We start from the raw sequence: 25,429 nt of genomic DNA, 5'->3' as shown, positions 1-25,429 counted from the left end.
AAATGACCGAAGCTGAACTGATGCAGCTGCTTGCTGCTATCACCCCGCCGGACGAAACCGCCCGCGCCGCCGCCCATACCCACTGGGCCAGCCTTGCCAAGCCCTTGGGTGGGCTGGGCGCACTGGAGACCCTGCTGGAAGATGCCGCTGCGCTGACCGGCACGGCGCAGTTTGATTTTTCCCGCCGGGCGGTGGCGGTGCTCTGTGCAGACAACGGCGTGGTGGCGCAGGGCATAAGCCAGACCGACCAGAGCGTGACCCGCGCCGTAGCCGAGAACCTTGCTGCGCGGCGCACCAGCGTATGCAGGATGGCACAGGCGGCGCACTGCGATGTGCTGCCGGTGGATTTGGGCATTGCCGGTGCGCCCGTACCCGGCGTGCGGGACTGCCGCATTGCCGCCGGGACTGCGGACTTTACCAAAGGCCCTGCCATGACCCGCGCCGAGGCAGTGGAGGCCATTGGCCGGGGCATCGCCCTGACCCGGCAGCTTGCCGCCGAGGGCTACGGGCTTGTGGCCACCGGTGAGATGGGCATTGGCAACACCACCACCTCCAGCGCTGTTGCTGCCGTGCTGCTGGCACAGCCGGTACAGACCATGACTGGGCGCGGTGCAGGGCTTTCCGATGCAGGGCTTGCCCGCAAGGTGGAGGCCATCCGGCGGGGCATTGCCTGCAATGCCCCCGACCCCGATGACGTATTGGACGTACTGAGCAAGCTGGGCGGCTTTGATATCGCCGGTCTGTGCGGGATGTTCCTGGGCGGGGCGCTGGCGGGTGTGCCCGTGCTGATGGATGGCTTCATCAGCGGGGTGGCAGCGCTGTGCGCCGTGCGGCTGTGCCCGGCAGCGGCCAAGGCCGTGTTTGCCAGCCACTGCTCCACCGAGCCTGCCGCCCGGCTGGTGCTGGACGCGCTGGGCAAAACGCCCCTGCTTACCGCCGGGCTGCATCTGGGCGAGGGTACCGGCGCAGTGGCCAGTATCCCACTGTGGGACATGGCGCTGGCGGTGTACGAGGGGTGCTATTCCTTTGCGGAGGGCGGCATTGCGCCGTATACGCCCCAATGCTGACGCTGGTACTGGGCGGCGCTGCCAGCGGCAAAAGCGAATACGCCGAAGCTCTCGTGCTGCGCAGTGCTTTGCCGCGGTATTATCTGGCCACCATGCAGGTGTGGGATGCCGAGTGCGCCGCCCGGGTGGAAAAGCACCGCAAAATGCGCGCTGCAAAGCAGTTTGAGACCCTCGAGTGCCCGCTGCATTTAGAGACGGTGCATTTGCCCCGCAGGGGTACCGCACTGCTGGAGGACTTGGGCAACCTGACCGCCAACGAGCTGTACGACCCCGCCGGAGCGGGCGATGCCGCCGCCGAGCACATTTTGCAGGGGCTGGAGAGCCTTGCCGCGCAGTGCGAAAACTTGATCGTTGTCTCCAACGAGGTATTCAGCGGCGGCGCGGACTATGCCGGGGATACCGACCGCTATCTGCTGGCGCTGGCACGGGTGAACAACGCCCTTGCCGCCCGGGCAGACGCCGTAGTGCGGGTGGTGTGCGGCATCCCTGTCTATTATAAAGGAGTGGAAAAATGATCGTTTTGCAGACCATTGCGGTGGCCTTTGCCATGTTTTCGGCGGTGCCGGTGCCGCAGTTTGCGTGGAACGAAAAGAATATGCGGTATGCGCTGTGCGCTTTCCCGCTGGTGGGGCTTTTATGCGGGGTGCTGTGGTTCGTGTGCGGGGTGCTGCCCCTGCCCGCACCAGCGCGGGCGGCAGGGTTCTGCCTTGTGCCGGTGTGGGTGACCGGCGGCATCCATCTGGATGGCTACGCCGACACCTGTGACGCCCTTGCCAGCTACGGCGACCGGGAAAAGAAGTTGGAAATTTTAAAAGACCCGCACTGCGGTGCCTTTGCGGTCATCCGGCTGTGCAGCTATTTTGCGGCTTATCTCTGCCTTGCCGCCTGCGTGCAGTTCACGCCCCGGGTGGGTGCGCTGTGGACGCTGGCGCTGGTGCTGGAACGGGCATTTTCCGGCCTTGCGGTGGCGGCCTTTCCCATGGCGAAAAACACCGGTCTTGCCCACACCTTTGCCACTGCCGCCGACCGCACCGCTGTGCGCAATGTGCTGGCAGTGCTGGCAGTGCTGCTTTGCGGGGCGCTGCTTGCTTTGGGCGGCGGGGCACTGGCAGCAGCTGCAATTTTGCTGTTTTTGTGGTATCACCATGTAGCCGTGCAGCAGCTGGGCGGCATTACCGGCGATCTGGCCGGGTGGTTTTTGCAAAAGACTGAGCTTTGGATGCTGGCGGCGCTGTGCGCCTGCCAATGGGGAGGGCTGTTATGATTTTTATTACCGGGCCGCTTTACAGCGGCAAACGCACCTTTGCCCGCACCCTGCCCGGCCGCTGCATCGCGGATGCGCAGCAGCTTGCCGCCGGGTGCAAAGACAACGCTGAACTTGAGAAACTCGCGGACAAATTATCCGCTTATGATATCGTGCTGTCCACCGAGGTGGGCAGCGGTGTGGTGCCCATAGACCCGGCCGAGCGTGCCGCGCGGGAAAACGCCGGACGGCTGGCCTGTCTGCTGGCGGCGCGTGCTGCGTGTGTGGTGCAGATGTTCTGCGGCATCCCCACCGTTTTGAAAGGAGAATTGCCGGAATGCTGATCTATTTATTGCGTCACGGCTTGACCGAATACAACGCCGAAAAGCGCTATCAGGGGCAGCGGGATATCCCGCTTTCTGCCGCCGGGCGCGCTATGCTGTGCCGGGCAGACATTTCCCCCAAGACCGTGTACATCACTTCCCTTTGCCGCACCCGGCAGACCGCCGAGGTACTGTTCCCGGGTGCAAAGCTTGTGGAAATAGACGGGCTGAAAGAGATGTGCTTTGGCAGCTTTGAGGGGAGAAACTATATTGAAATGGAGCACGACCCGGACTACCTTGCATGGGTAGCCGCCAACTGCGAAAGCCCCTGCCCGGACGGCGAGACCAAGGCTGCTTTTTGTGAGCGTATCTGCGCGGCCTTTTCTGCGCTGGTGGATAAAAGCCTTGCGGATGGCGAGGAGATGCTGGTCATCTTAGCCCACGGCGGCACCCAGATGGCTGCCATGGAGCGTTATGCCCTGCCCCACAAGGATTACTACGAATGGTGCGCCCCCAACGCCGGCGGCTTTGTACTGGACGCCCGGGATTGGGCGACAAAGCGGGTACTGCATCTTTTAAAGACCGTACAGTACACAAAGGAGGCGCGGGAATGATCGGCTACGCGGTACTGGGCGGCTTTGTGCTGGATGCCGTTTTCGGCGACCCTGCGTGGCTACCGCATCCGGTGGTGTACATGGGCAAGGCCATCTCTGCGCTGGAAAAAGGGCTGCGTGCCCGCCTGCCCAAAACGCCAAAGGGCGAGCTTTGGGGCGGGCGCATCTTGGCCTTTTGCTTACCGGTGGGCACCTTTGCGCTTGCAAGCCTTGTCTGCATGGGAGCCGCCGCCCTGCACCCGCTGCTGGGGCTGGCAGTACAGATGTTCTGGTGCGGGCAGGCACTGGCGGCAAAGGGGCTTGTGCAGGAGAGTATGAACGTCTACCGGGAGCTGACAAAGCCCGACCTGCCTGCCGCCCGCGCTGCCGTGAGCCGCATCGTGGGACGAGATACCGCAGCGCTGACCGCCGAAGGCGTGACCAAGGCGGCTGTGGAAACAGTTGCCGAAAACGCCAGCGACGGGGTAATCGCGCCGCTGTTGTATATGCTGCTGGGCGGCGCACCGCTGGCGCTTACTTATAAAGCCATCAACACCATGGACAGCATGGTGGGCTATAAAAACACGCAGTATCTCTATTTTGGCCGTGCAGCGGCAAAGCTGGATGATATTGCCAACTACCTGCCCAGCCGCATTGCCGCCCTGCTGTGGGTAGCCGCTGCCGCCCTGACCGGCAACGATGCCCGCAATGCGTGGCGCATCTGGCGGCGGGACCGCCGCAACCACGCCAGCCCCAACAGCGCCCAGACCGAGAGCGCCTGCGCCGGTGCACTGAACGTGCAGCTGGCCGGGCCCGCCTATTATTTTGGTGAATACTACCCTAAGCCCACCATCGGCGATGCCGTGCGTCCCATTGAGCCGGAGGATATCCGCCGCGCGGACCGCATGATGTACGCCGAAAGCCTGCTGGCGCTGGCGCTTGGGCTATTGATACGAGGTATTTTATGATGCAGCTGGTACATGGCGGCGACTGGGCCGGTTACCGGGCGCAGTACGGACAGGATGCGCTGGACTTTTCTGCAAACGTCAGCCCGCTGGGACTGCCGGAGGGAGTGGCAAAGGCCATTACTGCCGCGCTTGCCACCGCCGACCGCTACCCCGACCCTCTCTGCCGCGCTTTGCGGGCAAAGCTGGCAGTGCACGAGAAGGTGCCCATGGAGCACATCCTCTGCGGCAACGGCGCGGCAGACCTCATCTTCCGTCTGGTGTGGGCGGCAAAGCCCCGCACGGCGCTGCTGCCCGCCCCTACCTTTGCGGAGTATGCCGCCGCGCTGGAAACGGCAGGCTGCACCGTCCGGCGGCATTTCCTGCGGGAAAGCGATGATTTTGCGCTGACCGAGGCGTTTGTTTCCGCAGTGGACGAGGACACCGACATGGTATTCCTCTGCCAGCCCAATAACCCCACCGGGCAGCTGACGCCGCTAGCACTGGTAGAGGCGCTGCTGCGCCGGTGCGAAGCTTGCGGTGCGCTGCTGGTGGTGGACGAGTGCTTTCTGGACTTTCTGCCGCAAAGTGAGGTGCTGTCTGCCAAAAAGCTTCTGGCAAGCCCGAACCTCATCATCCTGAAAGCTTTTACAAAGCTGTACGGCATGGCCGGAGTGCGGCTGGGCTACTGCCTGTGCAGCAACACCGCTCTGCTGGATAAGATGCAGGCCGCCGGGCAGCCGTGGGCAGTTTCCAGCCTTGCACAGGCGGCGGGGCTGGCAGCGCTGGACGAGACCGCCTATGTAGCCCGGGTGCAGGTACTTATCGCGCAGCAGCGTCCCATTTTGCGGGACGGGCTGCGCGCACTGGGGCTGCGGGTGCTGGATGGCAGCGCGAATTATCTGCTGTTCCAAGCGCCGGAAACACTGGGCGATGCCCTGCGGCAGCGCGGCATCGTGCTGCGCAGCTGCGGCAACTACCCCGGACTGGACGGCAGCTGGTACCGCACCGCCGTGCGCACCGCGCCGGAAAACCAGCAGCTTTTAAAAACCTTACAGGAGGTGCTTGCATGAGCCGGGCAAAATGTATCATGGTGCAGGGCACGATGAGCGGGGCGGGCAAAAGCCTGCTGTGCACCGCGCTGTGCCGTATTTTTGCACAGGACGGCTACCGGGTAGCCCCCTTTAAAAGCCAGAACATGGCGCTGAACAGCTTTGTCACCCGGGATGGGCTGGAAATGGGGCGTGCGCAGGTGGTACAGGCACAGGCCGCCGGCATGGAACCGGATGTGCGCATGAACCCTATTCTGCTCAAACCCAGCAGCGATGTAGGCAGTCAGGTCATCGTGAACGGCGAGGTGCGTGGGCAGATGCCCGCAGCCGCCTACTTCAAACTGAAAAAGAGCCTGATCCCGGACATTTTAGCCGCCTACGACAGTCTGGCCGAAGAGGTAGACATCATCGTCATCGAGGGTGCAGGCAGCCCGGCAGAGATCAACTTAAAGGCGGACGATATCGTCAACATGGGGCTGGCAAAGCTGGTGGATGCACCGGTGCTGCTGGCGGGAGATATCGACCGGGGCGGCGTGTTTGCGCAGCTGTACGGCACGGTGGAACTGCTGGAACCCGCCGAGCGGGCACGCATCAAGGGGCTGGTCATCAACAAGTTCCGAGGCGATGCTGCCATCCTGAAGCCCGGCCTTACCATGCTGGAGGAAAAGACCCATCTGCCGGTGCTGGGCGTTGTGCCCTACCTGCGGGTGGACATCGAGGACGAGGACTCCCTCTCCTCCCGACTGGAAAGCAACACCGCCGTCAAGCCGCTGGATGCTGCCATTCTGCGGCTACCGCATATCTCCAATTTTACAGATTTTATGCCGCTGGAGCAGCACCCGCTGCTAAGCGTGCGGTATGTGCAAAGCCCCCGGCAGCTGGGCGCACCGGACGTGGTCATTCTGCCGGGCACAAAAAACACCATCGATGACCTGCTCTGGCTGCGGCAATGCGGGCTGGAAGCTGCGGTACAGAAGCTGGCAACCTCCGGCACACCGGTGCTGGGCGTGTGCGGCGGTTACCAGATGCTGGGCGAGACCCTTGCCGACCCCGAGGGCACCGAGAGCGGACGCAGCCAGACCGTGCGCGGGCTGGGGCTGCTGCCCATCCAGACTGTGTTTACGGACGCCAAGCACCGCACACAGGATACTGCCACCGTCACCGCGCCGCAGCTGGCGGGGGCAGTGCTGACCGGCTACCAGATCCATACCGGGCGCACCGCTGTGCAGGGCGTGCCCTTCTGCCGCCTTGCAGACGGCAGCGCCGAGGGCTGCGTAAAGGACAACGTGGCGGGCACTTATCTGCACGGCCTGTTTGATACCGGGGAGCTGACCGAAAAGCTGGTGCAGTTGCTGTGCAGCCGCAAGGACATCTCCCCTGCCAGTGCGCCGCTGCTCTCCATGCAGGAGTACCGGCAGCAGCAGTTTGACCTGCTGGCCGACGGCGTGCGCCGGGCGCTGGACATGAACGCCCTGTACGCCGCCATGGGACTGGAAGGGAGGAACACCCTATGACACCGCAACACCATCTGCCCGCCGACATTGAACGGACGAGCCTTTCCATCATCACCGCAGAGCTGGACGCAATGGGTCTGACCCCGCCGCCGGAGACTGCCGCCGTGGTCAAGCGGGTCATCCACACCACCGCCGATTTTGACTACGCCCGCAATCTGCGCTTTACCCCCGGCGCGGTGGCGGCGGGGGTGGCGGCGCTGCAAGCCGCTGCACCCATCGTTACCGACACCAACATGGCGCTTTCCGGCATTACAAAGCCCGGGCTTGCGCGGCTGGGCGGCACAGCGCTGTGCTACATGGCCGACCCGGAGGTAGCCGCGCTGGCAAAAGCCAACGGTACCACCCGGGCGGTGGCGTCCATGCAAAGAGCCGCCGCCGAACACCCCGGTGCCATTCTTGCGGTGGGCAACGCACCCACGGCGCTGCTGACCATTGCCGACCTGATTGAAACCGCCGGGCTGCGCCCTGCGCTGGTCATCGGCGTGCCGGTGGGCTTTGTGAACGTGGTGGAAAGCAAGGAGCGGCTGTTTGAGGTGTGCACCGCCCACGGCGTGCCCGCCATTGTGGCCATGGGGCGTAAGGGCGGCAGCAATGTTGCCGCTGCCATCTGCAACGCGCTGGTGTATTCCGCCGCCGGGATGCTGGACCCCACCGACCGGGGATGGAAATAATATTTTTATTGTTCGCGTTCAAAGTGCTCTGCGGCGCACTTTGAACGCTTTTTCAGCCAATTCTCCCCTAGAGGGGTATTCTTTCATTGGCTGGTATGGTATACTCGGCTTAGTTCAACAAATCGAAATTTATATATAAAGGAGAATATTGATGAAACTGTTTTTATGTTCGCACTTTTCAAGTGTAGGAAGTCTGATAAAGGAAGAAATTGAAAATAAAAAAATCGCATTTATTCCAACAGCTTCGCTGCGTGAAGGCTACACCGGTTATGTCGGCTCGGCTCGAAAATCATTCAAAAAGTTGGGAGCAATCGTAACTGAAATTGATATTTCAACGGAGGCTTATTCAACGATACAGTCTGTTTTTGAAGATGCGGATGTGATATATTTTACCGGCGGAAATTCTTTTTTCCTTATAGACCAGCTCCGTAAAACGGGAACGGATGAGCTGTTGAAGAAAGAATTGGCAAAAGGAAAACTGATGATTGGTGAATCGGCAGGTGCGATTATATGCGCTCCAAGCATCCAATATATCGAGCAAATGGATGAAAAGCCGGAGGACTACTCACAAGAAGATGATGCAGGGCTTGATTTGATTGATTTCTATGTTCTTCCGCATTATCTTACAGCACCATTTAAGAAAGTTACCGAGAAAATAATGACTGAGTTTTCGGATTTGAATCTATGCCCAATTAACAACCGTCAGGGAATTGTAATTGATGGTGAAGGTTCAAAGGTTATTTGCAAAGACTAATTTGAAAATTCGCGTTTGTGGAGCGAAGCGGAACAATGAAAGCCCCAGTGGGGCTTTCAAGCGACAGAACGGTCTTGCGTAGCAAGATGGAGGGGCTTTGCCCCGACAAGTTCCAGTTTGCTGCACTCATTATTTCTCTTTCTCGTAAAAACGGGATACCGGAGCGTCTGCAGACGTTCCGGTATCCCGTTTTTATCCATAATTCTTCTCTTTTATCTACGGCTGCGCGCAGGGCGGCGATGGAGGGCGCAGTAATAGCCGAAGGCGGTACCGCACAAACCGCCCACGATGTGCATAAAGTTTGCCACGTTATCGTGCACAAAGATGATATCGTACACCTGCTGACCGAAGTACAGCGCCGCCACCAGCAGCATGGTGACCGGGATGCCGCCGGAGAAGCCCGCCAGCGAGGAGAGCATGATAAGCATGAACACGATGCCGGACGCCCCCAGCAGCCCCGTGTGGGGAAATAGGATGCATTGCAGCACGCCGGTGACCAGCGCGGTAAACAAAATACCCTTGAGCAGCGGGATGCTGCCGTATTTCTCCTCCATGGGCGGGCCCACTACCAACAGCAGCAGCATATTGTTGAGAAAATGCTCCCAGTTTGCATGGCCCAGCACATGGCCGAACAGCCGGATGTAGCCCAGTGGGTCCCGCCACGAGGAGCGGTACACACAGAACAGGTTCATGGTGCTCCAGCCGTTCGTCCAGCCGTCTGCCAGCAGCACCAGCATGGACAGCAGAAAAAAGGTAAGGATCACCGGCGAGTTATACTGGAGTTCCAGTTTCAGCTTGATCTTTTTCGTAAGCAGTCATTCCCTTCACAGTATTATCGGCGTTACCCTCTGGTTTGCACCCAGTATGCACCCATGCTTTGGCCGGGCTGGTTCGTTACTTCATCGTTGAGGTACGCCACAAGGCCGCAGGCCGCAGGCTGCCAGCTGAGCGCGGCTTCCACCGTGGGGTACTCCACCTCGGCGTACCAGAATGCTGTGGGCAGGCCCTCGTCCACATGGTTCACCTCCAGCACCGCGCCGTCCGGCAGGCGGTAGCTCCGGCGCACCTTTTTGATCAGGGGTTTACCGATGATCTTTTCCTCCAGCTGCACAAACAGGTCTTTGTCGATGCTGCGCTCGATCTCCTCCCGTGCCAAGCCCCCTGCGGACTTGAAGCAGAGGATATAGTCGGTGCTGCCGCCGGTCAGTGCTTCCTCCCGGATGCGCACCGTGGGCTGCACGCTGATATAGCCCTGCCGCATGGTAAATTCTTCCTCAAGGGGCAGCCCCTCCGGCCAGCCGGTCACCATCCATTTGCGTTCGATCTCCATAGCGTTTTCTTCCTTCCGCAAAATTTTGTATTTATTCTACCATATTTTTATGTTATGATAAAGAGCAGAACAAGCATCATTTTGCGCATTCTTAGTTGAAGGAGCATTTTATGAAAAGCGAACGCACTTATCCTGTATATAAAGTCAACAAGCACGCCGAAGGGCTTTTGGTGGGCGGGCACCCCTGGGTGTACAAGAACGATATTCTGGAAGCCCCCGGCACCACGCCGGAAAACGGCTCGCTGGTGGATGTGGTCAGCCCCAAGGGTGCCTATCTCGGCACCGGCTTTCTCTCGCTGAAAAGCAAGATCCGGGTGCGGCTCATTTCCCGCAACGCCAACGATACCTTTGATACTGCCTTCTGGCGCCGCCGGGTGGAGTACGCATGGGCCTACCGCAAAACGGTGCTGGAGCCTGCCGACCTTTCCGCCTGCCGCTTCATTTTTGGCGAGGCAGACCAGTTCCCCGGCCTGACGGTGGACCGGTTCAACAATGTTCTGGTCACCCAGACCCTGAGCGTGGGCATGGAAAGGCTGAAGCCGGTGCTCTTCCCGCTTTTGGCTGAAGTGCTGCGGGCAGACGGACAGACCATTGACGGCATCTATGAGCGCAACGATGAAGCCCTGCGTGCCAAGGAGGGGCTGGAACAAAACAAAGGCTGGTTTGCCCTGCCCGGCGAGAGCCACCCGGAAACCACCCAGACCGAGATCTGTGAAAACGGCGTGTACTACCATGTAGACTTTGAAAACGGGCAAAAGACCGGCTTTTTCCTTGACCAGAAGTATAACCGCCGGGCTGTGGCACGCCTTGCCGCCGGGCACACCGTGCTGGACTGCTTTACCCATACCGGCAGCTTTGCGTTGAACGCTGCCAAGGGCGGGGCTGCCCGGGTGACTGCTGCCGACATCAGCGCCGAGGCCATTGCCATGGCAAAGCGCAACGCCGAACGCAACGGCCTCGACAACATGGATTTCCTCTGCGAGGACACCTTTGCCCTGCTGCCCCGGCTGGAAAAGGAGGGCAGCCCCTACGACTTCATCATTCTGGATCCTCCTGCCTTTACCAAGGCGCGCCGCACGGTGGAGAATGCCATGCGCGGCTACAAGGAGATCAACTACCGCGCCATGAAGCTGCTGCCCCGGGGCGGGTATCTGGCTACTGCCAGCTGCTCCCACTTTGCCACCGAGGAGTTGTTCATCAAGATGCTGCGCGCCGCCGCCAAGGACGCTCACCGGCAGCTGCGGCAGATCGAGGTAAAGCAGCAGGCACCGGATCACCCCATTCTGTGGGGCGTGCCGGAGACAAACTACCTCAAGTTTTTCCTGTTTCAGGTCATCTGATGCTTTTACAATGAGAACAATTGCCGCGCGCTGCGCACCTTTCAGCCGGAGAAAGCCGTCCTGAAGGGGGCTTTTTCGATGCAAAAGTCATACCAATCGCGGTTATTCCAAAAATCCGAGATCGTGTTTGTGCAGAATCGTCAGTTTTGTCAATTGCCTTTTTTGCCCGCAAGGACTATAATTTTAGCCATAGACAGCAACGGCGCTGTGGGTCACCTCCTGACTCGCAGCGCCGTTTTTGTTAAGATGTAAGCAAGCTTTGGGTTTTTGCATTGCGGCAGACCCAAGGCGAAAGAAAAAAGTAAGATCAAGTAAGGAGTAGGATTTATGGCAGCAAATGTTATGGAGATCTACGGCAGCAAGGTCTTTAATGAGCACGTTATGAAGGAGCGCCTGCCCAGCGCTACCTACAAGAGCCTGAAGAACACCCTGCACAAGGGTGCTCCGCTGGATATCGAGGTGGCAAACGTCGTTGCCAGCGTGATGAAGCGCTGGGCTATGGAGCTGGGTGCCACCCATTACACCCACTGGTTCCAGCCCCTGACCGGCATCACCAGCGAGAAGCACGATGGCTTCGTCAGCCCTGTGGGCGACGGCACCGCCATCATGGAGTTCTCCGGCAAGGAGCTGGTACGCGGCGAGCCCGATGCATCCTCCTTTCCTTCCGGTGGTCTGCGCGCCACCTGTGAGGCACGCGGCTACACCGCATGGGACCCCACCAGCTACGCCTTTGTGAAGGATGACGTGCTGTGCATCCCCACCGCATTCGTCAGCTACACCGGCGAGGCTCTGGATAAAAAGACTCCCCTGCTGCGTTCCATGAACGCACTGTCCGGTCAGGCCGTCCGCATCCTGAAGCTGTTCGGCAAGGATGTGGACTACGTTTCCACCACCGTCGGCCCCGAGCAGGAGTACTTCCTTGTCAAGAAGGAGGACTACGAGGCACGTCAGGATCTGATTCTCACCGGCCGCACCCTGTTCGGCGCTCCCTCTGCCAAGGGTCAGGAGCTGGAGGAGCACTACTTCGGTGTCATCCGTCCCGAGGTTTCTGCGTTCATGAAGGAGCTGGACGAGGAGCTGTGGAAGCTGGGCGTGCCCGCCAAGACCAAGCACAACGAGGTGGCTCCCTGCCAGCACGAGCTTGCTCCCATCTTCGATACCACCAACGTAGCCATCGACCACAACCTGCTGACCATGGAAATGATGCGCAAGATCGCACCCAAGTATGGTCTGGTCTGCCTGCAGCACGAGAAGCCCTTTGAAGGCGTGAACGGCAGCGGCAAGCACAACAACTGGTCCATGAGCACCACCCACGAGAACCTGCTGGACCCCGGCGACACCCCCATGGAGAACCTGCAGTTCCTGATCTTCCTGGCCGCTGTTATCAAGGCTGTGGATGAGTACGCTGACCTGCTGCGCACCTCTGTGGCTACCCCGGGCAACGATCACCGTCTGGGCGCCAACGAGGCACCTCCGGCCATCATCTCCATCTTCGTGGGCGAGGAGCTGGAAGCTGTCATCGATGCGATCGCATCCGATTCTCCCTATGCCGGCCCCGTCAAGATGAAGATGGATCTGGGCGTGGACGTTCTGCCCAAGTTCAGCAAGGACACCACCGACCGCAACCGTACCTCTCCCTTCGCTTTCACCGGCAACAAGTTCGAGTTCCGTATGCCCGGCTCTGCCGAGAACCTGAGCGACTGCAACACCATCCTGAACACCGCTGTCGCCAAGGAGCTGAAGGGCTACGCCGACGAACTGGAAGGTGCTGAGGACTTTACCAGTGCAGCCATCGCTCTGATCAAGCGCACCATCCGCGACCATCGCCGCGTCATCTTCAACGGCAACGGCTATACCGCCGAGTGGGAGGCCGAGGCAGCCAAGCGCGGTCTGCCCAACAAGAAGAATACCCCCGCTGCTCTGCCCGCACTGGTCGAGCCCAAGAACATCCAGCTGATGGAGGAGTTCGGCGTGCTGACCAAGGTGGAGATGGAAAGCCGCTACGAGGTCGAGATGGAGCACTACTCCAAGATTATCAACATTGAGGCTCTGACCATGCTGGAGATGGCCCGCAAGCAGCTGCTGCCCGCCATCAACGCCTACATGAGCGAGGTTGCCAATACCGCCGCCTCCAAGCTGGCTGTCAGCGAGCACATCAGCGTGCGCAGCGAGACCAAGACTTTGGAAAAGCTTTCTTCTGACGCCGATGCCATGAGCGATGCCATCGACACCCTGCAGGATGCCGTGAATGCCGCCAAGGCACTGCCCACCGAGAGCGAGAAGGCCGTTGCCTTCCACGATAACGTTCTCCCGGTGATGGATGCCCTGCGTGCCGCTGCCGACGATGCCGAGACTATCTGCGGCGAGGATTACTGGCCTCTGCCCAGCTACAGCAAGATGCTTTACTACGTCTGATAATCTCCTGACAGCGTAAAAAAATAAGCATCCGCCGGCTGCCGGATCAATTAGCCATTCTCCTTTTCCTATTTCTTACACCAGCCCAAAGACCTGCTCCCTTTTTGAGGGCAGGCCTTTGGGCGTTTTATTTGAAATGCAGTTTTTGTAAGGGGGTTATTTATGAGCTATTCCACCCAACAGGATATTCTGGATTTCGTGGAGGACAACAACGTCAAATTTGTGCGCTTTGCCTTCTGTGATATTTTTGGCACCCAGAAGAACATTGCCGTGCTGGCTAGCAATCTGTCCAAGGCGCTGGAAGAGGGCGTGTGCTTTGACGGCAGTTCCATTGCGGGCTTTATGCACGTTGAGGAAAGCGACCTTGTACTGCGGCCGGATCTTTCCACCGTGACCATCCTGCCGTGGCGTCCCACCGAGGGCCGAGTGATGCAGTTCTTCTGCGATGTGGAAAAGCCGGACGGCGCAGCCTTTAGCGGCAACTGCCGTGGCTTTTTGCGGGATGTGAACCGCAAATTCAAAAAGCTGGGGCTTACCTGCAACGTGGGTACCGAGTGCGAGTTTTATCTGTTTGAAAAGGACGACCGTGGCCACCCTACCTGCATTCCCATTGACTTCGGCGGATATTTTGACGTTGCGCCGCTGGATGCGGGTGAAAATCTGCGCCGGGATATCTGCCTGACCATGGAGCAGATGGGTATGGCACCCCAGCACAGCCACCACGAAAGCGGCAACGGCCAGAACGAGATCGACTGCCGCTACGCTGGGCCGCTGAAAACCGCCGACAACGTGATGACCTTTAAGCAGATCGTCCGTGCCATTGCCATGCGCAATGGTCTGCACGCCAGCTTTCTGCCCAAACCCCTGCCCCAGCAGGCCGGCAGCGGGCTGCACATCAACCTCTCGCTTTACATGGACGGCAAAAACCTGTTTGAGGGCGATATTGCCCCGGACAGCGTAGCAGGCAGCTTTATGGCCGGTGTGCTGGCCCACAGCCGAGAACTGACCGCGTTCACCAATCCCCTGCCCAACAGCTACCAGCGCTTTGGCTGTGACGAAGCGCCCCGCTATGTGAGCTGGAGCCGTCAGAACCGCAGCCAGCTGGTGCGCATTCCCATGGTCAAGGGCGACAACTGCCGCATGGAGCTGCGCAGCCCGGACCCCGCCTGTAATCCGTATCTGGCCATTGGCCTGATCCTTGCCGCCGGATTGGACGGCATTGAGCAGCACATGGTCTTGCAGCCGCCGGTGAACCGCAACCTGTTCGATGCCGCCGAAGCCAAGGGACTGGGGCTTGAGACCCTGCCCGCCACCCTTGAGGAGGCGGTGCAGGTGGCCGAGGAGAGCGAGTTCTTGCGCCGGGTGCTGCCAGAGGGGCTTTCTAAACGCTATTTCTCGGAGGAGCTCAAGCGCTGCGCCGCACTGCGGAGTGCGCCTGACCGGGCCGAGCACGAGCGCGTCTACTATTTTAACGCCATCTGATCCCTGCCAGCGCAGGAGAAAGGAGTGCGGAATGGGACGCGCACTGATCGTAAGCGCCGGTGCCAACTCCAACGAATATATTGCCGCGCGGCTGTCCGAGATGGGTTACAGCCGCCCGGTGATCATTCCCAGCGGAGCCGAGGCACGGCGCAGAATGTCGGAATCTGATTTTGAGTTGATCGTGGTCAACGCTCCCCTGCCCGATGAGTTCGGGCACGAATTGTGCATCACCGCTGTGGAGCAGACTGATGCCGGTGTGGTCTTTCTGGTAAAGGCCGCACAGGCTGAGCAATTGCTTGCCCCCCTGAACGAGCAGGGGGTGCTGCTGCTGAGCAAACCCTTCACCACCCCGTTGTTTTTGCAGGCCATGCACATGGCGGCTGCCAGCAACCACCGCTTGCAGCGTCTGCGGCAGGAGAACGCCCGCCTGCAGGACAAGATCGGGCAGCTGCGGCTGGTCAGCCGGGCAAAGTGCTGTCTGGTAGAGCACGCCCACATGACCGAGGCCGAAGCGCACCGCTACCTTGAAAAACAGGCTATGGACACCCGCCGCGACCGCGCCGAGGTGGCGCAGGAGGTGCTGGAGGAATACGCTGACAGAAGCGAATAAAAAGCAGGGCTTCGCCCCGCACCCGCAGGGAAAGGGGTGCGCCGGGAGCGTGCCTTTTATGGGAAAGTTTTATTCTACAACAAAGGAAGGTATATTTTTATGGCAAAATTTATTTTTGTGACCGGCGGCGTGGTCTCCGGTCTGGGCAAGGGCATTACCGCTGCATCTCTGGGTCGGCTTTTGAAGTGCCGCGGCCTAAAGGTGGCCAGCCAGAAGCTGGACCCCTATGTGAACGTGGACCCGGGCACCATGAGCCCGCTGCAGCACGGCGAGGTGTTCGTGACCGATGACGGCACCGAGACCGATCTGGATCTGGGACACTACGAGCGCTTCATTGACGAAAATCTGAACAAGTACTCCAACCTGACCACCGGCAAGGTGTACTGGAACGTGCTGAACAAGGAGCGTCAGGGCGCTTATCTGGGACAGACGGTGCAGATTATCCCTCACATCACCAACGAGATCAAGAGCTACATTTATAATCTGGCCTCCTCTACCGAAGCCGATGTGGTCATTACCGAGATCGGCGGCACCACCGGCGATATCGAGAGCCAGCCCTTCCTGGAGGCCATCCGTCAGGTAGGTCTGGAGCAGGGACGGGAGAACTGCTGCTACATCCATGTGGTGCTGGTGCCCTACATCTCCGGCTCGGACGAATACAAATCCAAGCCCGCGCAGCACTCGGTCAAGGAGCTGCAGGGCATGGGCGTAAGCCCCGACATCATCATTCTGCGCGCAGACGGCAGCGTGGGCAGCGATATCCGCCGCAAGATCAGCACCTTCTGCAATGTCAAGCCCGAGTGCGTCATTGAGAACCTGACCATGCCGAGCCTGTACCAGTGCCCGCTGATGCTGCACACCAACGGTCTGGACGATGTTGTGGTGCATCAGCTGCACTTGGATGTTCCCCCTGCCGACCTGACCGAGTGGAAGCAGGTGGTCTCCCGCATTGCCACCCGCAGCAAGACCTGCACCATTGCACTGGTGGGCAAGTATGTCAAGCTGCACGACGCATATCTCTCGGTGATGGAAAGCCTATATCATGCCGGGTTTGAGAATGACAGTCAGGTGGAAATCCGCTGGGTGGAAAGCGAGGATCTGACCGATCAGGCCGCCTGCAAAGAAGCCTTTGCGGATGTGGACGGCATCATCGTGCCCGGCGGCTTTGGCGACCGCGGCATTGAGGGTATGATCCAGGCAGCCCAGTACGCCCGCGAGAACCGTGTTCCCTGCTTTGGCATCTGCCTTGGTATGCAAATCATGGTCATTGAATTTGCCCGCAATGTGCTGGGCTACAAGGACGCTAATTCCAGCGAGTTCACCCCGGACGGTGCCCACAACGTCATCTCCCTGATGCCGGACCAGCAGGGCAATATCCCCAAGGGCGGCACCATGCGTCTGGGCAAGTACCCCTGCACGGTGGCGCCCGGCACCAAGATGGCCGAGTGCTACGGCGAGAGCGAGATCTGGGAGCGCCACCGCCACCGCTATGAGTTCAACAACGACTTCCGGCAGGAGATGCAGGACGCCGGGCTGGTCATCTCCGGCACTAGCCCGGACGGCCATCTGGTGGAGACTGTGGAGCTGCCCGGCCGCGACTTCCATCTGGGTGCACAGTTCCACCCGGAGTTCAAGAGCCGTCCCAACCGCGCACATCCCCTGTTCAAGGGCTTTATCGCCGCTGCGCTGCGCTACCGCGCTGCCGCCCAGCGGGATATGCTGCATCTGTAATAGCATAATATAACGGCAAGGCCGCAGCACAAAATACCGTGCTGCGGCCTTGCTTTATGTAAGACGATTTTAAATGCCTTCCGCGCCGTCCTGTCTGGCGTGGTTTGCCTGCTTATTCTCGTACATCCGCTGGTCGGCGATGCAACGCACCTGCTGCACGTCCACGCTTTCGGCGGGGTACAGGGCGTAGCCGCAGCTGGCACCCACGCTTACGGCGTTACCGTCGATCTCGTAGGGCACGGCGATCATCTCACAGATCATGTCCATCTTGCGGGCGCAGGTCTCCTGCGTCATCGGACCGAGCAGCAGCAGGGCGAACTCGTCGCCGCCCAGACGGAAAGCGTAGTCCCGGCTGCGGATGCATCCCTGCAGCCGCTGGGCAACGCCCTTCAGCAGCTTATCGCCCACATCATGGCCGTAGGTATCGTTGACCGGCTTGAAGCGATCCAAGTCCATATAAAATAGCGCAAAAGGCTGGCTGTGCTGCTCCAGCACCGTCAGTACCCGGTCGAAGTAGCGCTTGTTCAGCAGACCGGTCAGGCCATCGGTGTTGGCAAGGCTTTGCAGCAGGTGCTGCTTGCCCATATCCTGCACGATCATCATCACACGGGTCAGGCGATTTTCCTTCCACGCCATGGGAACGACCGTCATCATGAAAAACGCGCTTTTATCGCGGGCGGCATATTCCAGCTTGAGGGAGTCGTTGTCCGTTTTGATGAGCCTGCGCAGGTTTTCCGGGGCCAGCATCTGGGGGATCTTGGCGTTTTCGCTGTCGGTCAGAACTACATACTTGCGCGATATTTGCTCCAGCATCTGCTGGTAAGAGCCCTCCGGTTGGTACAGCGGCTCTCCGCGCCGCTCGTGATACTGGTAGCGGTCGCGGTCCAGATCGCACACTGCAAAACGCTCCACAACGCGTGCCATGCCCGCAAACATCATATCGCTCTTTTCCCGGCGGCGCTCCAGCTCCCGGCGGCGGTTGCGCTCTGCGTCACGCTGGATCTTTATCACGCCTGCCATGATCAGAAGCCCCAGCAGTGCAATGACCAGAATGGTAGCCACCTGCACCCGGCGCATCCCGGCATCCACCACCCCGGTGGGCACGATACCGATGATGCTCCAATCCATGAGCCCCAGCGGCTGATAGATCAGATAATATTTCTGCCGGTTCAACGTGTACAGCACGCAGCCCTCGCCGCCCTGCGGCAGGGTCTGCACCATGGTGTCAAAGTAAGGCTGATCCACGCTGGCGTTCTGCTGTAAGTAATCAAACAGGTTGGTCATCTGCTCGGTGATCTCGGTCTTTGTCTCGGTGGAAAGCACCACATCGCCGTTTGAGCGCACGATATAGCAATCGCTCTGTCCCTCATAGACCATGCTGCCCAGCAGCTTTTCCAGCACGGCGTTGTCGTAGCTGACCACCAGCGCCGTATAGGTAGTGCCGTCCAACTGCAGCGGCTGCTCCATTGGGATGGCAAACAGGATCTTGCGGATGCCCTGACTGGAGATATAGCTGGAGATCACTGGCTTGTTTTCGGTATACAGCTTTTCAAAAGTCGCCTTCATGTACTCTGCTGTGCCCTGCCGCCCGGCGGTGGTCCAGAACTCGCACTGCTCGTTGAACAGATAAAAATCCGTATATTGCCAGGTAGCCTTTTGGGCGATATACTCCTGCCACTGCCCCTCCTGCTCTCCCAGCTCCGCAAGGGTGCCCAGGTAGCTGTCCCAGTCGTTCAGGATGTTCCAGTTGCGTTGCGCAAACATGGTAAAGGTCTTGGCAGACTGCCCATAGGAGGAAAGCAGGTTTGCCGTGCTTTCCTGATAGATCTGCTTCTGGGTATAGGCACTGTAAGCAAGGATGCCGACCAGCAGCGCCAGCAGCATCCCTGCTATGAGCAGTATATTTTTTCGTTTGTTCTTCATAAGGTCAATTTCCCCCGACTGCCCCGCAGCCAAACCCCTTCACAATACGTTCTTCCAAAGGCTTTATGCCAAAGCATCGTGCACAGCTTTTTGCAAAAAGTGTACAACCGCTGCGTGTCAGCGCCCGTATAAACCGACACTATCCCTAATAACATTATACCATACCGCAAAAAAGCCTGTCAACACATCCATGGGGCGATTCGTGTCATTTCAAAGGCGATTCACGCAGAGTTGCCCTGTAAAGCTTGCAGACTTTTTGCAGACTTTCGGATAGCAAGTAAGTGCAAATATCGGTTAGTATTCGATAGTATTTGACAAGCCGCAAATACAAAAAACCGCATGAACACCGGATTTTCCAGTATTCATGCGGTTTTTCACGTTATGCAGAAGAAGGGACTTGAACCCTCACTCACTAGGAACTGGTGCCTAAAACCAGCGTGTCTGCCATTCCACCACTTCTGCTCATAGAAAAAAGGCAAGTCAAAAACCGACTTGCCTTCTGGTGCGAGGGAGGGGACTCGAACCCCCAAGGATAAACCACACGCACCTCAAACGTGCGCGTCTGCCAGTTCCGCCACCCTCGCATACCTGTTATACAGTTCTCCGGTTTTTGAGGTAGAAAACCGTTGGTGCGGACTGCTTGGATATAGTAACATATTTCCGGCCATTCGTCAAGTGGTTTCTTTGTTTCTCATAAGTTTTTTTATGCTTCATATCTATAATAGCAGCGCAGCGCGCGCAAAAGCAGCCTTGCGGGCAATTGCACAGGTCATTTGTACGCGGAAAGTGTGCCTGCGGCACTGCGCCCAGAGCAAAGGAGGGGTTTGTATATGAAGCAATTTGTGCAGCGCGCCGGCGGGCGCATCGGGCTATGGGGCGGGCTGCTGGCGGCTGCGTTGGCAGCGTTTGCGGCGGGGTGGCTGGTGCCGGCACGCGCGCCGGTGGGCTGCAAGCTGAACGAGCTGACCGCCGCGCCGGACTTTTCGCCCTTTTCCCCTGCTGCACCGGCGGTGGCTACATCCGATGCCGGTACGCCCGCCGCCCCTTCCCTGCCGGAAAAATGGGTCTGCCTGACCTTTGACGACGGCCCCAGCAAGACTACCCCGGAGGTGCTGGCGGCGCTGGATGCCGCCGGGGTGCACGGCACCTTTTTTGTGGTGGCCACCGGCTACAATGAGAAATATCTGCCCCTGCTCACACAGGCTGCTGCCGCCGGGCATCAGATCGCGCTGCACTCTGCCTCCCACGAATACAGCGACATCTACCGCAGCAGCGCCGCCTACTGGAAGGACATCGCCCTGCTGAAACAGCGCATTGCGCCCTATGTGGACGCTGAGAGCATCCGGTACCTGCGCTTTCCCGGCGGCAGCACCAACACCGTAAGCCGCCGCTACGGTGGCAAGGGGCTGATGCCGCAGCTGAAAACCGAGGTAGAGCAGCGCGGCTGGCAGTGGGTGGACTGGAACGTCTGCGCCGAGGACGCCGTGGGCGGGCACCCCAGTGCGGATACCATCTACCGCAATGTGGTGCGGGAGACCGGCGAGCAGCCCCATTGCGTGGTGCTGATGCACGATTCTGCCACCACCCACACCACCGCCGAGGCGCTGCCGGACATCATCCGGTGGTATGCGGACAACGGCTACACCTTTTTGACCGTAGCCGAGGCGCTGCCGCTGGGGTAATGCGCCTTACAGCCACCTTTCAAGGCAGCGCCCCAGCAGTACCCCGGCAGAGGCCAGCACCGCCAGCCAGAGCCAGCCAGAGCCGCCGGTCACCACCCACCCCGCCGCCAGAATGGCGGCAAAGGTACATACCGGCGGCACAGCGATGCGCAGGATATGCAGCAGCTTCTCCCGCTGTGGCGGCAGTCCGGTGTCCAGCTGCTCAGGGTGCAGGGCATCACAGCAGATCTCGTCCCGGTACTTGCCCGGGTTGCGGTAGGCCTTATACGCGATGCCGTCCAGCAAAAACTCCGGGTACATCCCCTCTTTGGTCAGGGTGAACTGCATCTCCTTTTCCTCTGCATAGGCCTGCAAAGCCGCCGTAAACTCCTGCGGGGTGTTGATGCTGCCCTGCGGAATAAAGAAAAAGTGCTTCTGGTGCTGCACCTGCGCCAGCGTGCAGTAATCCTGCAGCCAGCCGGAGAAGAACCCCTGCTGCGGGGCGGGGCTTTCCATGCGGGTCAGACAGGCGTCCACGTCCAGCGTGTCCGTCTGCGGAGCCTGCCGGGCAAGGTCGGCGCAAAACTGCATGGCCGCCGCCAGCTGCGCCGCCTGCTGCTCCAGCACGGTCTGTTGGGCTTGCAGCGCCTGCTGCAGGGGTTGTTCCCCATGCAGCACCGCCCTGATGGTGGGCAGCGGCACATCCAGCATCCGCAGCATACGGATAAGTTTAAGCGTGCGGACATCCCCGGCGGTGTAATCGCGGTAGTCATTGCCCTGCCTGCGTGCCGGTGTGAGAAGCCCCTCTTTTTCATAAAAGCGGATGTTCGGGGCGGACACGCCGCTTTGTTCGGAAGCCTGTTTGATGTTCATTTGCTTCACCTCCGCCCTTACATTACACCTTAAAGCCGGTTGAAGGTCAAGGGTTTTGCGCAAAAAACCGAGCCGCCGCACAAAAATGTGCAGGCAGCTCGGTTTTTCAATGCAAAATATCCGTCAGCGCGGGGGATCAGTCCGCAGACTGGCAGAACACAGAGAAGGTGCGGTAAGCCATGTACAGGTCGGTCTTATGGATGACCTCGAAGGGAGAGTGCATGGACAGCACAGGCACACCCATATCCAGCACCTTGATGCCGCGGTTTGCCACATACTTGGCAATGGTGCCGCCGCCGCCCAGATCCAGACGGCCCATCTCGCCGATCTGCCATGCCACGTTGTTGGCATCCAGCATCCGGGTGATGTCGCCCAGTAGCTCGGCGTTGGCGTCGCTGGCAGAGCTCTTGCCGCGGCTGCCGGTGTACTTGAAGATGGCAATGCCGCGGCCGGCGTAGGTGCCGTTCTGCTTCTCAAAGGCGCTTGCCCAAGAGGGGTCGTAGGCAGCGGTCACGTCCGCAGACAGGCACACGCTGTTGCGGAAGGCGAGAATGTCGTCCTGACCGGCAGCACGGCAGAGCAGCTGCATAAAGTGGAACACATACATACTCTGCATACCGGTCACACCGTCGGAACCGATCTCTTCCTTATCGGTCAGCACGCAGATGGTGGTGTGCACGGGATCCTTGGTCTCGATCTCGGCCAGCAGTGCGGGGTAAGCATCCACGCGGTCATCGTGGCCGTAGGCACCGATCATGGAGCGGTCAAAGCCCACATCGCGTGCCTTGGCAGCGGGCACCACCTCGATCTCGGCGCGGGTGAAGTCGCGCTCGGTGATGCCGTACTTCTGGTTCAGCAGGATGAGGGTGTTCAGCTTGACAGCCTCCTTGACGTCCTCTTCCTCCACGGTGTCAGAGCCGATGAGCACGTTCAGCTCCTCGCCCTTGATGCCCTCGCTGAGCTTACGCTCGTTCTGCTCAGCACCCAGATGGGGCAGCAGGTCGGTGATGCAGAACACGGGATCGTTCTCGTCCTCACCGATGGCAAAGTTGACGCTGGAACCGTCGGCGCGGGTGAATACGCCGTGGATGGCCAGCGGGATGGTAGCCCACTGGTACTTGCGTATACCGCCGTAGTAGTGGGTGCGGAAGTAGCTCATGTGGTCAGACTCGTACAGGGGGTTGGGACGCAGGTCCAGACGGGGGCAGTCGATGTGGGCAATGACCAGACGGAAACCCTCTTCATAGGGCTTCTGGCCGATGGTAGCCGCCACAACGGCCTTGTTCTCCTGAATGAAGTAGACCTTCTCACCGGGGGCGTAGGCCTTTTTGGGCTCAAAAGCCTTGTAGCCGGCAGCCAGCAGCATCTGCTCGCTGACAACGGCAGCCTCGCGCTCGGTCTTGGCGCTGTCCATAAATTTCTTGTAGCCCTCGGCAAAGGCAGCAGCCTTTTCCTTTACGTCTGCCTGCTTGTCGGCAGCGTATTCGGGGGTGTAGAGCAGCTTTTCAGCGTACTCTTTTGCAGTAAGTTTCTCACTCATGATTTTTCGCTCCTTAACTTTTTATCATTGACCTGCGTACAGACGCTGATAGGTCTGGTAGCAGGCGGTGATCTTGTTGACGTAGTGGTGCATCTGGTTATAAGGGAAGCCCTGCAGCGTTTCCCCATCTGCCGAGTGTTCCTCTATTTGCAGCAGCTGATCCACCGTGCCCCAGCCGCTGTGGTAAGCCGCTGCTGCCGTGGATACATCACCTTTGTAGCGCACCATACACAGGTGCAGGTAGTAGCACCCGAACCGGATGGCGGTATCGGGGCTGTACAGGTCGGCAAAGGTCAGCGGCTCCTCCGGGGCGATCTTGCTGCGCATCCAGAGAAAGGTCTCCTCAGTCATCTGCATCAAGCCCCGGGCATCCACACTGGAGGTAGCCTGCGGGTCGAAGCCGCTTTCGGTGCGAATAAAGGCGTAGACCAGCAGCGGATCCAACTCATAGGCTGCTGCCCATTTTTCCACCAGCTGCTCGTACTTGCGGGGGTACAAAAGCTGCTCTGCCCGGTTGCACAAAGGCGGCACCACGCACACCGTAAGCACCACAGCCAGGCACAAAGCGACCAGCCGCCGCACCATCCGGCGGCGGCGCTGCTGTTTACGAAGGCGCTGTTTTTCCCGCGCGGCGCGGCGCTCCCGGGCGGCGATGGGGTCGTAGGCTTTTTCATAATTTTGTTCGTTCAAAGCGCTGCCGTCACGCCCCCTTCTGCCTGCAGCCGCTCACACAGGCGGGCGGCTGCGGCTTGCAGCGCCTCCAACCCGGCGTCGTTGTGCAGGGTGTAGTCTGCCTGTGCGGTCAGGGTTTGTTCCGGGGTCTGAGCGTTCAAGCGGCGGGCAGCCATCTCCGGCGAAATGCCGTCCCGCGCCACAATGCGCGCCACGCTGGTTTCAAAGGGTGCGGTGACCACGCACAGGCGGTCGCACTCAGCCTGTGCCGCCGTGCCCACAATGACTGCACCGTCCAGCACAAAAAGGGGCGCACCGGCGGCCTGCGCCGCCTGCTTTGCGGCGCGGATGCGTGCCACGATGGCGGGGTGGGTCAGACTGTCCAGCGCGGCCTTGCCCTCCGGGGTGGCAAAGGCGCGGTCAGCCAACAGACGGCGGTCCAGCGTGCCGTCCGGCTTTAAAATATCCCCGCCGAACCGCGCCGCAAGCTGCGGCAGCAGCGGCGAGCCGGGCAGCAAAATTTCCCGACTGAGCTGGTCGGCGTCGGCCAGCGGCACGCCGTGGGCGGCAAATACTGCTGTGACCGTGGACTTGCCGCAACCGCTGCGCCCTGTGATGCCCAGAGTGATCATAGGTCGATCACCCGGAAGGCGGCGGCGCGGATCAGGCGGTTGTACACTGCCATGGACAGGCCGTCCTTCTGCGGACAGCGGGCGTAGACTACGCCGTCGCCCTGCTCATCCAGCGCCCGCAGGGAGCGGAAGATGTGCTTTGCCTGATCGGCACCGTCCCCCTCGCGGCCGTATTCCACGCAGGGCACATCCAGCTTTGCGCTTTCGCCGGTAAAGCACAGGCAGCTGGGGTTCTCGTCTTTATGGGCGTCCACATAGGCCTTGAACTGCGCAAAGGTGCCGTTGAGCAAGGTCACATCGGCCTTGGGGGCGTAGTGTTTGTACTTCATGCCCGGGCTGCGCACCACAGCACCCTCCGGCAGCTTTTCCAGAATGGCCTTGGACACCTCTACCTCTTCGCCGAGGGCGCGTTCCAAGTCCTCCAGCGTGATGTGGCCGGGACGGAACAGGGTGGGTTTATCACCCACCACCGACACCACGGTGCTCTCCACACCCACATCGCACTCGCCGCCGTCCAAAATCAACGGCAGGCGGCCGTCCATATCGGTGAACACATCCTGTGCGTTGGTGGGGCTGGGCTTACCGGAAAGGTTGGCGCTGGGGGCGGCAAAGGCGCAGCCGCTCTGCTGGATGACCGCCCGCGCTACCGGGTGGCTGGGCATCCGGATGCCCACGGTATCCAGTCCGGCGCAGCACTCATCCGCCACCTCCGGCCCGCGCGGCATGATGATGGTCAGTGGGCCGGGGCAGAAGGCTGCCATCAGCAGCTGGGCACGCTCCGGCACCTCGCTGACAAGACCCGGCAGCATCTCCGGCCCGGTGACGTGGACGATGAGGGGGTTATCCTGCGGGCGCCCCTTGGCCACAAAGATATCGCGCACCGCCGCACCGTTGCGGGCATCGGCGGCAATGCCGTAGACCGTTTCTGTTGGCAGGGCCACAAGCTGACCCTGCCGCAGCAGCTGCGCGGCCTCGGCTACGCCTGCTTCATCGGCAGGCAAAACTCTGGTTTTGATTTCCATACGAATCATCGTTCTTTCTATCTGTAAAGTATATTTG

Annotated in this window: 24 protein-coding genes and 2 tRNA genes; 16 read left to right on the top strand and 10 right to left on the bottom strand. The window is 59.9% G+C overall.

Annotated features, from left to right (window positions below):
* Positions 1 to 2 precede the first annotated feature (2 nt).
* The 10 genes from cobT (at position 3) to MTP43_RS06745 (ending at position 8,161) form a co-directional block, all read left to right on the top strand.
* The gene (gene cobT, locus MTP43_RS06790) at positions 3 to 1,067 is read left to right on the top strand and encodes a nicotinate-nucleotide--dimethylbenzimidazole phosphoribosyltransferase (protein ID WP_117526214.1); all 1,065 of its coding nucleotides are present in this window, start codon (positions 3 to 5) and stop codon (positions 1,065 to 1,067) included.
* The gene (locus tag MTP43_RS06785) at positions 1,061 to 1,582 is read left to right on the top strand and encodes a bifunctional adenosylcobinamide kinase/adenosylcobinamide-phosphate guanylyltransferase (RefSeq protein ID WP_005926375.1); all 522 of its coding nucleotides are present in this window, start codon (positions 1,061 to 1,063) and stop codon (positions 1,580 to 1,582) included. Before cobT ends, MTP43_RS06785 begins: the two co-directional genes overlap by 7 nt.
* A complete protein-coding gene (locus MTP43_RS06780) occupies positions 1,579 to 2,331 on the top strand; it encodes an adenosylcobinamide-GDP ribazoletransferase (RefSeq protein WP_249235172.1) in 753 nt (250 codons plus the stop codon). The genes MTP43_RS06785 and MTP43_RS06780 overlap by 4 nt, the downstream gene beginning before the upstream one ends.
* Positions 2,328 to 2,654, top strand: a complete 327-nt coding sequence (locus tag MTP43_RS06775; protein WP_249235171.1) for a bifunctional adenosylcobinamide kinase/adenosylcobinamide-phosphate guanylyltransferase — start codon at positions 2,328 to 2,330, stop codon at positions 2,652 to 2,654. The genes MTP43_RS06780 and MTP43_RS06775 overlap by 4 nt, the downstream gene beginning before the upstream one ends.
* Positions 2,648 to 3,247 carry a histidine phosphatase family protein gene (locus MTP43_RS06770; protein ID WP_249235170.1) on the top strand — a complete coding sequence of 200 codons (600 nt, stop codon included), beginning with the start codon at positions 2,648 to 2,650 and terminating at the stop codon, positions 3,245 to 3,247. Before MTP43_RS06775 ends, MTP43_RS06770 begins: the two co-directional genes overlap by 7 nt.
* On the top strand, positions 3,244 to 4,194 hold the full coding sequence (cbiB, locus tag MTP43_RS06765; RefSeq protein WP_249235169.1) for an adenosylcobinamide-phosphate synthase CbiB: 951 nt from the start codon (positions 3,244 to 3,246) through the stop codon (positions 4,192 to 4,194). Before MTP43_RS06770 ends, cbiB begins: the two co-directional genes overlap by 4 nt.
* The gene (cobD, locus tag MTP43_RS06760; RefSeq protein ID WP_249235189.1) at positions 4,194 to 5,243 is read left to right on the top strand and encodes a threonine-phosphate decarboxylase CobD; all 1,050 of its coding nucleotides are present in this window, start codon (positions 4,194 to 4,196) and stop codon (positions 5,241 to 5,243) included. Before cbiB ends, cobD begins: the two co-directional genes overlap by 1 nt.
* Positions 5,240 to 6,736 (top strand): cobyric acid synthase, encoded by a 1,497-nt coding sequence (locus tag MTP43_RS06755; RefSeq protein ID WP_113621007.1) that lies wholly within the window; start codon positions 5,240 to 5,242, stop codon positions 6,734 to 6,736. The genes cobD and MTP43_RS06755 overlap by 4 nt, the downstream gene beginning before the upstream one ends.
* Entirely contained in the window at positions 6,733 to 7,407 is a 675-nt protein-coding gene (locus MTP43_RS06750) for a precorrin-8X methylmutase (protein WP_097783862.1), read from the top strand. Before MTP43_RS06755 ends, MTP43_RS06750 begins: the two co-directional genes overlap by 4 nt.
* Before the next feature lie 151 nt (positions 7,408 to 7,558).
* On the top strand, positions 7,559 to 8,161 hold the full coding sequence (locus MTP43_RS06745) for a Type 1 glutamine amidotransferase-like domain-containing protein (RefSeq protein WP_005926401.1): 603 nt from the start codon (positions 7,559 to 7,561) through the stop codon (positions 8,159 to 8,161).
* A 212-nt stretch (positions 8,162 to 8,373) separates the two neighbouring features.
* On the opposite strand, the gene MTP43_RS06740 is transcribed toward MTP43_RS06745, so the two are convergent.
* Together MTP43_RS06740 and MTP43_RS06735 are read right to left on the bottom strand one after the other, a co-directional pair.
* Positions 8,374 to 8,925 (bottom strand): rhomboid family intramembrane serine protease, encoded by a 552-nt coding sequence (locus tag MTP43_RS06740; protein ID WP_005926404.1) that lies wholly within the window; start codon positions 8,923 to 8,925, stop codon positions 8,374 to 8,376.
* Between the two features lie 77 nt (positions 8,926 to 9,002).
* Positions 9,003 to 9,491: a CYTH domain-containing protein gene (locus MTP43_RS06735; protein ID WP_005926407.1), complete on the bottom strand. Its 489-nt coding sequence runs from the start codon at positions 9,489 to 9,491 to the stop codon at positions 9,003 to 9,005.
* A gap of 110 nt (positions 9,492 to 9,601) precedes the next feature.
* Between MTP43_RS06735 and MTP43_RS06730 the strand changes: the two genes are divergently transcribed.
* From MTP43_RS06730 to MTP43_RS06710, 5 genes are all read left to right on the top strand, one after another.
* Positions 9,602 to 10,831: a class I SAM-dependent rRNA methyltransferase gene (locus tag MTP43_RS06730; protein WP_005926410.1), complete on the top strand. Its 1,230-nt coding sequence runs from the start codon at positions 9,602 to 9,604 to the stop codon at positions 10,829 to 10,831.
* A gap of 327 nt (positions 10,832 to 11,158) precedes the next feature.
* Positions 11,159 to 13,246 carry a glutamine synthetase III family protein gene (locus tag MTP43_RS06725; protein WP_005926416.1) on the top strand — a complete coding sequence of 696 codons (2,088 nt, stop codon included), beginning with the start codon at positions 11,159 to 11,161 and terminating at the stop codon, positions 13,244 to 13,246.
* 162 nt (positions 13,247 to 13,408) lie between these two features.
* Complete coding sequence (locus tag MTP43_RS06720) at positions 13,409 to 14,728, top strand: glutamine synthetase family protein (RefSeq protein WP_005926419.1); 1,320 nt, start codon at positions 13,409 to 13,411, stop codon at positions 14,726 to 14,728.
* 31 nt (positions 14,729 to 14,759) lie between these two features.
* Positions 14,760 to 15,338: an ANTAR domain-containing response regulator gene (locus MTP43_RS06715; RefSeq protein ID WP_005926422.1), complete on the top strand. Its 579-nt coding sequence runs from the start codon at positions 14,760 to 14,762 to the stop codon at positions 15,336 to 15,338.
* A 99-nt stretch (positions 15,339 to 15,437) separates the two neighbouring features.
* Entirely contained in the window at positions 15,438 to 17,069 is a 1,632-nt protein-coding gene (locus MTP43_RS06710; RefSeq protein WP_005926426.1) for a CTP synthase, read from the top strand.
* Positions 17,070 to 17,138: 69 nt separating this feature from the next.
* Here MTP43_RS06710 and MTP43_RS06705 read toward each other — a convergent pair whose 3' ends face one another.
* The 3 genes from MTP43_RS06705 to MTP43_RS06695 form a co-directional block, all read right to left on the bottom strand.
* Positions 17,139 to 18,992 (bottom strand): sensor domain-containing diguanylate cyclase, encoded by a 1,854-nt coding sequence (locus MTP43_RS06705; RefSeq protein WP_249235168.1) that lies wholly within the window; start codon positions 18,990 to 18,992, stop codon positions 17,139 to 17,141.
* A gap of 382 nt (positions 18,993 to 19,374) precedes the next feature.
* A tRNA-Leu gene (locus tag MTP43_RS06700) sits at positions 19,375 to 19,454 on the bottom strand.
* A gap of 38 nt (positions 19,455 to 19,492) precedes the next feature.
* Positions 19,493 to 19,576, bottom strand: a tRNA-Leu gene (locus MTP43_RS06695).
* 246 nt (positions 19,577 to 19,822) lie between these two features.
* Between MTP43_RS06695 and MTP43_RS06690 the strand changes: the two genes are divergently transcribed.
* Positions 19,823 to 20,674 (top strand): polysaccharide deacetylase family protein, encoded by an 852-nt coding sequence (locus tag MTP43_RS06690; RefSeq protein ID WP_117526216.1) that lies wholly within the window; start codon positions 19,823 to 19,825, stop codon positions 20,672 to 20,674.
* Positions 20,675 to 20,680: 6 nt separating this feature from the next.
* On the opposite strand, the gene MTP43_RS06685 is transcribed toward MTP43_RS06690, so the two are convergent.
* The 5 genes from MTP43_RS06685 to MTP43_RS06665 form a co-directional block, all read right to left on the bottom strand.
* Positions 20,681 to 21,526, bottom strand: a complete 846-nt coding sequence (locus MTP43_RS06685; RefSeq protein ID WP_117526217.1) for a MerR family transcriptional regulator — start codon at positions 21,524 to 21,526, stop codon at positions 20,681 to 20,683.
* 136 nt (positions 21,527 to 21,662) lie between these two features.
* Positions 21,663 to 23,066: an aminopeptidase gene (locus tag MTP43_RS06680; protein WP_005926443.1), complete on the bottom strand. Its 1,404-nt coding sequence runs from the start codon at positions 23,064 to 23,066 to the stop codon at positions 21,663 to 21,665.
* 24 nt (positions 23,067 to 23,090) lie between these two features.
* Positions 23,091 to 23,756: a lytic transglycosylase domain-containing protein gene (locus tag MTP43_RS06675; protein WP_113621004.1), complete on the bottom strand. Its 666-nt coding sequence runs from the start codon at positions 23,754 to 23,756 to the stop codon at positions 23,091 to 23,093.
* Positions 23,753 to 24,370: a dephospho-CoA kinase gene (gene coaE, locus MTP43_RS06670; RefSeq protein ID WP_113621003.1), complete on the bottom strand. Its 618-nt coding sequence runs from the start codon at positions 24,368 to 24,370 to the stop codon at positions 23,753 to 23,755. The genes MTP43_RS06675 and coaE overlap by 4 nt, the downstream gene beginning before the upstream one ends.
* Complete coding sequence (locus MTP43_RS06665; RefSeq protein ID WP_097786228.1) at positions 24,367 to 25,392, bottom strand: L-threonylcarbamoyladenylate synthase; 1,026 nt, start codon at positions 25,390 to 25,392, stop codon at positions 24,367 to 24,369. The genes coaE and MTP43_RS06665 overlap by 4 nt, the downstream gene beginning before the upstream one ends.
* Between the last annotated feature and the right edge of the window lie 37 nt (positions 25,393 to 25,429).

The sequence above is a fragment of the Faecalibacterium sp. IP-1-18 genome, from assembly GCF_023347355.1.
GTDB classification, from domain to species: Bacteria; Bacillota; Clostridia; order Oscillospirales; family Ruminococcaceae; genus Faecalibacterium; species Faecalibacterium prausnitzii.
This window is presented reverse-complemented; position numbering and strand designations above follow the sequence as displayed.